Origin of the sequence: Halovivax sp. (assembly GCA_007119345.1) — an archaeon.
In the GTDB taxonomy this organism is placed as follows: domain Archaea; phylum Halobacteriota; class Halobacteria; order Halobacteriales; family Natrialbaceae; genus Halovivax.
Genome location: SKPV01000192.1, coordinates 21,574 through 31,090 on the forward strand (window position 1 = coordinate 21,574; position 9,517 = coordinate 31,090).

The 9,517-nt window shown below is 66.3% G+C and carries 8 protein-coding genes; 3 read left to right on the forward strand and 5 right to left on the reverse strand.

Going from position 1 to position 9,517, the window contains the following annotated elements:
- Positions 1–48: 48 nt before the first annotated feature.
- The gene (locus tag QZT59_RS12930; protein ID WP_290816903.1) at positions 49–1,050 is read left to right on the forward strand and encodes a hypothetical protein; all 1,002 of its coding nucleotides are present in this window, start codon (positions 49–51) and stop codon (positions 1,048–1,050) included.
- A gap of 85 nt (positions 1,051–1,135) precedes the next feature.
- On the opposite strand, the gene QZT59_RS12935 is transcribed toward QZT59_RS12930, so the two are convergent.
- Positions 1,136–2,077 (reverse strand): acetamidase/formamidase family protein, encoded by a 942-nt coding sequence (locus QZT59_RS12935; RefSeq protein WP_290816906.1) that lies wholly within the window; start codon positions 2,075–2,077, stop codon positions 1,136–1,138.
- Positions 2,078–2,221: 144 nt separating this feature from the next.
- On the opposite strand from QZT59_RS12935, the gene QZT59_RS12940 reads away from it, so the two are divergent.
- Both QZT59_RS12940 and QZT59_RS12945 read left to right on the forward strand, forming a co-directional pair.
- Positions 2,222–2,989: a Nif3-like dinuclear metal center hexameric protein gene (locus QZT59_RS12940; RefSeq protein WP_290816910.1), complete on the forward strand. Its 768-nt coding sequence runs from the start codon at positions 2,222–2,224 to the stop codon at positions 2,987–2,989.
- A gap of 414 nt (positions 2,990–3,403) precedes the next feature.
- Positions 3,404–4,135, forward strand: a complete 732-nt coding sequence (locus tag QZT59_RS12945; RefSeq protein WP_290816913.1) for a hypothetical protein — start codon at positions 3,404–3,406, stop codon at positions 4,133–4,135.
- A gap of 428 nt (positions 4,136–4,563) precedes the next feature.
- Here the strand turns inward: QZT59_RS12945 and QZT59_RS12950 are convergent, their stop codons facing one another.
- From QZT59_RS12950 to QZT59_RS12965, 4 genes are all read right to left on the reverse strand, one after another.
- Positions 4,564–4,845, reverse strand: a complete 282-nt coding sequence (locus QZT59_RS12950; RefSeq protein ID WP_290816916.1) for an amphi-Trp domain-containing protein — start codon at positions 4,843–4,845, stop codon at positions 4,564–4,566.
- Positions 4,846–5,061: 216 nt separating this feature from the next.
- On the reverse strand, positions 5,062–5,922 hold the full coding sequence (locus QZT59_RS12955) for a hypothetical protein (RefSeq protein WP_290816919.1): 861 nt from the start codon (positions 5,920–5,922) through the stop codon (positions 5,062–5,064).
- A gap of 588 nt (positions 5,923–6,510) precedes the next feature.
- Positions 6,511–8,739: a cytochrome P450 gene (locus QZT59_RS12960; RefSeq protein ID WP_290816922.1), complete on the reverse strand. Its 2,229-nt coding sequence runs from the start codon at positions 8,737–8,739 to the stop codon at positions 6,511–6,513.
- A 110-nt stretch (positions 8,740–8,849) separates the two neighbouring features.
- Positions 8,850–9,517, reverse strand: a 668-nt coding sequence (locus QZT59_RS12965) for an NAD-dependent epimerase/dehydratase family protein (protein WP_290816925.1), incomplete at its 5' end; no start/stop codon positions are given.

The following is a 9,517-nucleotide window of genomic DNA, read 5'->3' on the forward strand; positions in this document are numbered from 1 at the left end:
CGGCGACGGACCCCCAAGTCGCTTTTCCGTGGCCCCCGTAGGACCGCCGTGACTCCACGCTCGTCGATCATCGACCGCGGTACCGAACCGAGCGGTACGAACGGGGGAACCGGCCGGGGCGACGGCGCCACGAGCCGCTCCGGGCTCGTCAGGGCGGTACTCCTCGGCCTCCTCGCTGGCGCCGTCGTCTACGCTCTCAGCGATCGATTCAGGCGCGTCCTCCGGCGAGCCGTCGCCGAGATCGGACCGATTCCCTCACAGCCGATCGAGACGCTTCGCAACCGGATCGACGACGTCCTCGACGAGGCGAGTCCGATCCCGATCGGGACGCCGGGCGACGACGCCCTCGACGCCGCGCTGGCGCGAGCACCGGACTCCGTACCGGACGAACTCGACGTCCCGGACGCGCCGGAATCGGTCCGGGACGAGGTCGGTCCGGATTCGATCCGTTCCGACGACGACGGAAACGGGACCGACGGCGCAGACGATCGCGACGGCAACGAGCCGAGAGGGTCAGCGTCGGTCGATAGCGTCGGAGTGGACGAGCGATCGCCCGATGAACTCGACCGACTCGCGACCGACGAACCGCAGGCCGATCCCGCGGAACCCGGCGAACTGAGCGTCGACGAGGACATCGTCGACGACGTGATCGGCGAGGACGAGCGCGGGGGCGCACACGACGAGGACGAGCGCGGGGACGCGGACGACGAGGACGAGCGCGGGGACGCGGACGACGAGGACGAGCGCGGGGGCGCACACGACGAGGACGAGCGCGGGGGCGCACACGACGAGGACGAGCGCGGGGGCGCACACGACGAGGACGAGCGCGGGGGCGCGGACGACGAGGACGAGCGCGGGGGCGCGGACGACGAGGACGAGCGCGGGGACGCGGACGACGAGGACGAGCGCGGGGACGCGGACGACGAGGACGGGAACGAGACGGCGGGCGACGAGAACGGAAACCAGGAGGCGGACGACGAAGACGAACACGAGAAGGCGAGCGACGGGAACGGTAACGAGGAAGCGAACGACGAACCGGAAACGAGATAACCTGCCACCAGATCGCGGCTTCCCCACCGAGGCGACGACCAAAAACGAACCGCGGGCGGCATCGGATCGGACCGGCCGAAATCGATCAGAACGGCCCCTCGCAGTAGTCCTTCGGGATCGCGTTCCGCACGGTCACCAGCGGGTCGACCACCTGACTTATCTCCAGTCCACCCACCAGGCTGGAGAACATGTACGCCTCCGTCGGGTCGAAGCCGTGCTCGGCGACGAGCAGATCGATGGCGTCGAGGTTCGCCAACTCGCACGCATCCTCCATCGTCTCCGCGCTCGCGATCGTCTTCCAGGCCACGGGCGTCTCGACGAGCGGGCGTCCGAGGTCGACCGCCGCGTCGGCGCCGTCGATCACGTCGACGGTGACGTCGATCGCGGTGGCGATCTCCGAGCCCGTCCCGCACATCTCGCCGTCGGCCATGGCGGCCTTGCAGTCGCCCATCGCGAGCATCGCGCCGTCCTGGAAGACGGGGAAGTAGGCCGTGTTGCCGGCGCTCACGTCGGTCGTGTCGAGGTTCCCGCCGTGGTCGTGGGGGACGAGGGTGGTGTAGGACTCGTCGGCGGGTGCGACGCCGATCGTGCCGATGACGGGGTCGACCGGCACCGCGAGGTCGTCGAAGACGATGATTCCGTCCGCGTCTGTCGCGTCGGCGTCCCCGATCTCCTCGACGGGCGTGATCGTCGTCCGGGGCGCCTCGATCTCGTCGTACGCGTCGAGCAGGCCGAAGCCGTCGATCGTGATCACGCGCCCGCGGTCCTCGGCGACCCGAACGTCCTCGATCTCGACGGCGAGTACGTCGCCGGGTTCGGCGCCCGCGACGGCGATCGGGCCCGTCGCGGCGTTCACCTCGTCCGGGACCGACTCGATCACGTCGTCGTCGGCCTGGACGGCGCCGTCGAGGCTGTCGCGGGTCTCGATCGTCAGTTCGGTTCCCGGCTCGACTTCGGCGATCGGCTCGAGGTCCGGGGTGAACTCGTAGATCGCGCCCTCCTCGTGGGAGACGGTCTCGCGTGGCATGAGCGGCCGTTCGTCGGCCGGGCCCATAACGGTCCGCTCCTCGTGTCGGGGTTCGCGGCCGGTACGGAGCGGCGTCGACGGCCGAAGTCGCCGCTCGCGACCGAAACCCGATCGAATACAAGGACCGGCCGCGAACGGCCGCCCATGAACCTCACCGAACTCGTCGACCGCCTCGACGAGGAGCTGCGAACCGCCGACTACGCCGACCTCGACGCGAGCGCGAACGGACTCCAGGTCGGCCCGCGAGACGCCGAAGTCGAGCGCGTCGCGTTCGCCGTCGACGGCGTGCGAGAGACGGTCGAGCGCGCGGCGGAGGCGGACGCCGACCTGCTCGTCACCCACCACGGCCTCTCCTGGGGCGGGATCGAGCGCGTGACCGGCCGCCAGTACGACCGGATCGCACCCCTGATCGAGCGCGACCTCGCCCTCTACGTCTCGCACCTGCCGCTGGACGGCCACGAGGAGCTGGGTAACGCGGCGGGCGTGGCCGACGTCCTCGAACTGAGCGATCGCGAGCCCTTCGGCGAGATGGGGCCCGAGCACATCGGTCAGCGGGGCCGAGTGGCGGAGCCGTACGCACCCGACGAGCTCCGCGACCGCCTGGCGAGCGAGCTCGACACGGGGCCGAGGGACGTCCGCCTCCTGGAGTTCGGGCCCGATCGCATCGAGGACGTGGCGATCGTCACCGGTAGCGGCACCGACTGGCTGGACGAAGCCGTCGCCGCCGGCGCCGACGCGCTCGTCACCGGGGAGGGGAAGGGGAAGGTCTACCACGAGGCGAAGGAGGCGGGGATCAACGTGGTGCTGGCGGGTCACTACGCGACGGAGACGTTCGGCGTGCGCGCGCTCCGGAAGCTGGTCGAGGGGTGGGGCTTCGAGACGACGTATCTGGACGTGCCGACCGGGTTGTGAGCGGTGAGTACGAGACGGCGTGACGCCGACCCGACTGTGCGATGCTGGGTCCGATCCGGTTTCGGTATGGTCCCTGCCGTCGAGGACTCGTTCTCGTCGACGGATCGCCCGACGTCGACCCGCACGTCGTCGCTTTCGCTGTCCCGCGGGCTGACCGACTGGCCGTGGCCGGCGGCGATCCGGTTCGGGAGCACGGGACCGTAGCCGGTTCCGCAGGCCTCCGGGGTGAAACCGACCTCGAGGGCGAGTTCCCGATCTGTGGCCCGGGTGATCGTCCTCGACCACGAACGATCCGCGTCCGTTCGGTGGACCGGGCTGGACGGAGACGTCGCGGACGGGCCGACCCTCGACGGGTAACCGTCCGGACCCCTCGGCGCGAAGCTACACCCGGTCGGCCGGTGTACGTCCTCGTTGATGGTACCCGTCGGTCCCCCGAACGCCGAGATGATTGCCGTCGTCGCCTCCGGGGTCGTGCTGGCGACGGTTCACCTCTCGGCCGGTCGACTCCAGCTCGCAGAGCGCGACCCCCGGAGCCGGTGGCTCTCGATCGGCGGTGGCGTCTCGGTCGCGTACGTCTTCGTCCACCTGTTCCCCGAGGTCGGCGAGGCAGCCACGACGATCGAGCGCCGCGGGGCGGCGCTCGCGTTCGCCGAACACTACGGGTACCTGCTCGCCCTCCTGGGGTTCGTCGTCTTCTACGGCCTCGAACTGGTCGTCAGGCGGGGCGCCACGGCGGGCGATCCTGACGACGGGATCGGCGTCTTCTGGATCCACCTCGGCTCGTTCGCCATCTACAACGGCGTGGTCGGCTTCCTCCTGCTCGACCGCGAGCTCGGCGGGCTCCCCGCCTACGTGGTGGCGATGGCGCTGCACTTCGTGGTGATCGACGCCGGAATGCGCTACCACCACGGCGAGCCGTACGACCGCTGGGGCCGATGGCTGCTGGCCTCGTCCATCGTAGCGGGCCTGGTCGCGGGACACGCCCTCGAGACAGTCGAACTGTTGTTCGCCGTCTTCGTGCCGTTCCTGTCCGGCGGCGTCGTGCTCAACGCCATCAAAGACGAGCTGCCTGCCGAGCGCGAGAGTCGGTTCTGGGCGTTCGCCGGGGGCGCGCTGGGCTTCGCCGGTCTGTTGCTGTTCGCGTGACAGAAGCGGATGGCGCCCTGCGTCGAGAATGGCCCCAGACCGCCAGGGTAATCCGGCAGTGGCGAACCGGAACGGCAGAAATCGCCCACCCAACTCGGCTGCCGGCGCCGTGGTGGCGAAGGGCCTTAGCCAACGGCGCCCGTATCGGGAGCCGGCCGATGACGATATACCCGCTCCGAGCCGGGCTCGGCACCCGGCGGTGAAGAGCCCTATGAGTGCCGAGGCCGACTTTCTATCCACACATTTTCGAGGAGTAGTGGACGAACGTCACGAAATCGGTGTTCTGTCACCCGAGGAGTGAAAGAGTTGGACTATTATGCCGGATAGAGTCGCCTCCGAGTTGTGACATAAGCATGTTTGATTTGTTTGCATCCATACAGAAGTTGGAAAAGGGGCAGAGTGGCGAGCCCGCTGCGTTTCTCGGACGCTTACTCGATTCGAGGTGCCCGCTCGTCGAATCGTCCAGGTATCTCGACCTCGATCTCGAGTTCGGGTTCGCCGACGCCGTCGAAGTCGATTTCGACCCCGATCGGTTCGCCGAACGCGAACGGTAGCTCGCACTCGTCGTCGACAGTGGTGATGTCGTCGCCGTCGCTCAGTTGTTCGCCCAGTGAGACGAGAAACTCGCCAATCGCGTTCGCGTCGAGGCGGCACTCCTGTTCGAACGTTCGTCCGGCTCGAATCGTCGTTCGATCGGGTTCGTCAGTCATCGTTCGACAGTTCGTGCCCGACGAGGATAGTTGAGTCACCACGCTTTCGACTCGCTCGCCACGTCCGAGAAGCGATTTTTCACCGGAAACCCACGACTCGAGAACATCGGGGATGACGGTTGACAGAGACCGAGTCCGATCGACGTCTGAGAGAGAGGGGGTCGATCGACACCCCGTGAGTACGTCGGGTCGAACTCGAAATCGATGTGAGCCAGGTCACTCCGCCCGTCCCCGTCGCTCCATGACGGCGTAACAGGTGATCACGACGAGGAGGTAGACGGCCATACCGCCGACGATCGGCCAGGTGTAGGGGTTTCCGGTATCGATGTCGTTCCAGGTACGAACGACGCCGACGAGTACCAGCGAAAAGCCGATAATCTGGCTGTGGGCGAGGATCCGGGCCGCGCTCCAGCGCGAATCGAACGACACCGCGAGGTTAGTGACGCCGAACAGCGCGAACCAGCCGAGGAGGATTCGAGCCGTCAGGGGTGAGACCGCCCACGGCCAGCGCTCGATCAGGGGCTCGGGGAAGAGAAAGCAGACGACGGCCGTCACGGTGATGAGAACGCCGCTGACGGCGGCCCCTTGCCGGAGCGACCGCGGCATTTCGAGGGCGTCCTCGATTCGATTCAACGGGTCCGTGCGTCGGTTGAGCAGCCAGATGCCGGGGACCACGACCGGCGAGACGACGTAGAGGACGAGCCAGAAGACGAACGTGGCGTGTCCGTGGTTGAAATTCGCCCAGTGGAGGGCCGTGGCGGCGGCCATAAACCAGGTGAACACGGCGATGCCGGGAAAGACCGGCCCGACTCGGTGCCACTCCCGGACGGTGACGACGCGGTAGAAGAAGTAGACGCCGGTACCGTACCCGGCACCCATGATCAGGGGCGTCAGTTCGGGCGCGATCGTCCACGCGAACAGCTGTTCCGTACGGCCCGGGAACCCGTAGAGGATCACGAACGCGACGAACAAGATCGGAGCGATGATCGCACCGATCAGGCGCGTCAGCGGAAGGACGCGATCGTCGCGGACCGACAACTCCCGCTCGCCGAGGAGGACCACGTTTCGTCTGTTCATCTGTTCCTCCAACTGTTCGGGGCGATACCGGGCCAGGAGTCGTCCGTGTTCGGACCTCCCGGCCGACAGACCTCGTACGAGACACTGGCCGACGTGGATCGATTATACGGATCGTTTCTCATTGTAGCTACGTTCCTCCCGACCCCAATTCCACATTGAGTGGTTCCAATCCGCTGGGCAACGCTAAAACTATATGTGCTATTTTCGCCCGCCTGGGGGCTAGAGACCGTTCGAAAACGGTGATACTGTCACGAGTACGACTGCCGTCGATATCCTGTGCAGTACCTCGTGCCCGGGAGCAACCGAACTCCTCGACGGCCACCCCGTCCACCAGCTGGCCGATCGGGGTTAGCACGTCACCGCGCTCGTTCGATCCCCGCCGATAGCGCGGGGGCTCCCCGGAACCGTGGACCGAGTGGCGGAGACGTGATCGACAGGACGGGTACGCGCGATGGGATGGACGGCAGCGATGGCGCCTTTCATCTCGCCGGTGGGAATATCGAGCGATCGATCCGAGGTACCTCGACGAGTCGCGCTGGGTAATGCGAGTGGAGCAACTACCTGACCGAGATACGGGGATACCGACCGTCAGCGTCTCCGGACCCGCAATTCGACGTCGTCGGCGGGCGAGAGTGTCGCGGCCATGTGGAGGGCGGGGTCGGGCTCGCTTTCGAGGTCGAACCGAACCCGCTGGGCGATGGTCGCGATACCGAGGCTCAGGAACATTTTCGCGAATCGCATACCGACGCAGTGGCGAGGGCCGCCACCGAAGGGAAAGTACGCGTACTCGGGGAGCTCGTCGTCCAGTTCGTCGGTCCACCGTTCCGGTCGGAACGTCCGGGGATCGTCCCACCACCGCTCGTCGGCGTGAAGCAAGAACTGCGGGATCGTCAGTTTCGTCCCCCTCGGGATTAGATATCCATCGATCGTGACGTCCTCCAATGCCTTCCGAAAGAGGACGTAGATCGGCGGGTAGTACCGCATCGTTTCCTGGATCACCTTCTCCGTGTACTCGAGCGAGGGGACGTCTTCGACGGTCGGAGCGCGGTCTCCACAGACCGTTTCGAGTTCTTCCTCCAGGGTCGTCAGCACGTCTTCGTGCCGGGAAAGTAGCTGGAACGCCCAGGTCAGCACCAGAGCGGTCGTTTCGTGCCCGGCGAAGAGGAACGTTACCAGTTGATCCCGCAACGCTTCGTCGCTGAACCGGTAGCCGTCCTCGTCCGGCTCGTCGGTGTCGTCGTCGGTCAGTTCGAGGAGGGTCGAGAGCAGATCGTTCCGCGGACTGTCGTCCCGTCGGCGTTCCTCGATCAGCTCCGCCACCATCTCGTCGAACGCCGCCATCTTCCGGTTGAAGTCTCGATTTCGTCGGGTGGGGACCCAGCCCGGAAGGATCGCCGAGACGCTCTGCGTGTCGACGCGGTTCGAGAGCGAGTGGGCCGCGTCCGTGACGACCAATCGACGTTCGTCCAGGTCGACGTCGAAGAGCGTCGTCGTGAGTACCTCGAGTGTGAGGTTCGAGAACACCTCGTTCGCGACGAGTACCTCGCCGTCGTCCCACCCGTCGATTGCCTCGAGCGTTTCGTCGACGACCGTCTCCGAGAAGACCGCGAGGTTCCGCGGGGCGAACGTGGGTTGAATCGTCTTCCGTTGGCGCCGCCACTGTTCGCCCTCCGAGAAGAACAGGCCCTCGTTGATGAAGTCGAAGCCGAGTTCCTCGAAGTTGTAGCGGGCGAACCGGTGTGAGTCGCTCACGAGGACCCGTTCGACGTCGTCGGGGTGGAGGACGGCCGTCCAGGTGTTGCCGCCGATGCTGTAACGAACGACGTCGCCATAGGACGGGAGATTCGCGTAGAACTGGAACGGATCCCGGAGGAACTGGACGGTGTTGCCAGCGAGCGGGATTCCGCGGGGGCCGGGCGGGGTCCGACTGGCGAGATAGGCCCGCGTCTTTCGCTTGCCGTCGAGCAGGAATCGCGTCGTGTCGACGATACCCTCGTTACGAAGCGTCGAGGAGCTCCCCGGGTCGAGGACGAACGCGTCGCCCATCGTTCTGGAGCGGCCACGGACCAAACGCTGGCCCAGCTTTATGCTCGCCTCGTCGTGCCAGTGGAGGAGCAGGCAAGCCGGTTGTCCATCCGTTATCGGTGTCGGCGTCGTCGTCTCGACGACCGCTGCATCGTCGTCGAGACGGATCGACGTCACCGGATGTATCTTCGGATACCCGTCGTCGCCGACGACCGTGATGACGCCGCGTTCGAACCGATCCGCTTCTGGCTGGCCCATCTCGACTGCGGGCCAGGCCGGAAGGTCGAGTGGCCCCTGTGGATCGGCGACTCGCGTCATCGCCCGCGGCTCGACTTCGATGACGATTCGCTCGCCGAGCCAGCCGGCGAGCACCCTGCCGGCACGGGTCTCGACGAAGTCGTACTTCTCCTCGTTCGCGATGCGCTTGGGGGTATCGGGTTCGCGGTCGGTGAGCTCCCTGACGTAGGGTGCGTTCGATTCCAGGTCGTCGTCGACCGTCGCGTCGCCGGTCACCAGGTACTCGCCCGTCTCGTCGTGGAGCAAGAGCGACACGCGGGGGTTCTTCCTCACGGCGTCGGCCTTTTTAGCGAACGCGACTGGCGAGGTGACGACGATGACGCCCCGGTCCTCGTCGTAAAACGGCGTCAGCGGGAAAGTGGCGGGTTTCCCGTCCACACTCGAGGCGAACTCGCCGCTCATCGAGCCGTAAATCAGGTCACGTAACTGTTCGTCGCCGGTTGCGAGGAGACGCTCCTCCGGCTGCGGTGGGACTGTGCCTTCGTCGGTCGTCATTGCTGAATCTCCTCGACTTCCGTGGTCCGGGGCGAAAATCGATTGACACCCGGTAGGGCACAATTCAGCATAAACATTCGTCCGGAAGTGGCTGCGTTCTCGGCTTGCACTCACGCACCTCCGAGCGACGCCTCTTCGGCCGCGAGGGTTTCGCCGAGCCCGTCGCGAAACGGCCGATGGTCGAGACCCAATGCCTGGCTCGCCTTCGAATTGTCCGCCCAGTACGTGACGCCGCCGAGGATGCGCAGTGCCTCCGAGCTATACTCCGCTGGAAACCGGTGGACTCGTTCGAGTGGTTCCACGAGCCGCGAGAGTGCGCGAAAGACGATGGGGGAGATCGATCGGGGCGCGTCGATCCCGGTTATCTCCTCGGCGAGTTCGAAGACCTGGACGAGCGAGTAGGGCTCACCGGCGATGACGTAGGACTCCCCGACGGTACCGTCGTCCATGGCGAGCAGATGGCCGTCGACGGTGTCCTCGACGTGACCGAAGCAGTACCCCGCTCGCTTCGGTACGAACGGCAGATCCTCCTGGAGATAGGCCTTCCAGAGCGCCCAGATCGGCCCTCGATCGCCCGGTCCGTAGACGGCGCCGGGCTGGACGATGGCGAGGGGGAGGCCGGCCTCGATCATGGGTTCTGCGACCTCGTAGTGGGCCTGCCACTTCGTCCGGTCGTAGATCGAGAGGTGTGGTCCGTCGTACCGGTAGGATTCGTCGACGACGTCGCCGTCGGTGTCTGAAAACACGGCCACGGTGCTCGTGTACACGCCCTTTTCGA

What these genes read in the sequence shown, in the direction of transcription:
- QZT59_RS12940 (WP_290816910.1), top strand. Translation starts at nt 2,222, where the DNA reads ATGAACCTCACCGAACTCGTCGACCGCCTCGACGAGGAGCTGCGAACC.
- QZT59_RS12955 (WP_290816919.1), bottom strand. Translation starts at nt 5,922, where the DNA reads ATGAACAGACGAAACGTGGTCCTCCTCGGCGAGCGGGAGTTGTCGGTC.
- QZT59_RS12960 (WP_290816922.1), bottom strand. Translation starts at nt 8,739, where the DNA reads ATGACGACCGACGAAGGCACAGTCCCACCGCAGCCGGAGGAGCGTCTC.
- QZT59_RS12950 (WP_290816916.1), bottom strand. Translation starts at nt 4,845, where the DNA reads ATGACTGACGAACCCGATCGAACGACGATTCGAGCCGGACGAACGTTC.
- QZT59_RS12935 (WP_290816906.1), bottom strand. Translation starts at nt 2,077, where the DNA reads ATGCCACGCGAGACCGTCTCCCACGAGGAGGGCGCGATCTACGAGTTC.
- QZT59_RS12945 (WP_290816913.1), top strand. Translation starts at nt 3,404, where the DNA reads ATGGTACCCGTCGGTCCCCCGAACGCCGAGATGATTGCCGTCGTCGCC.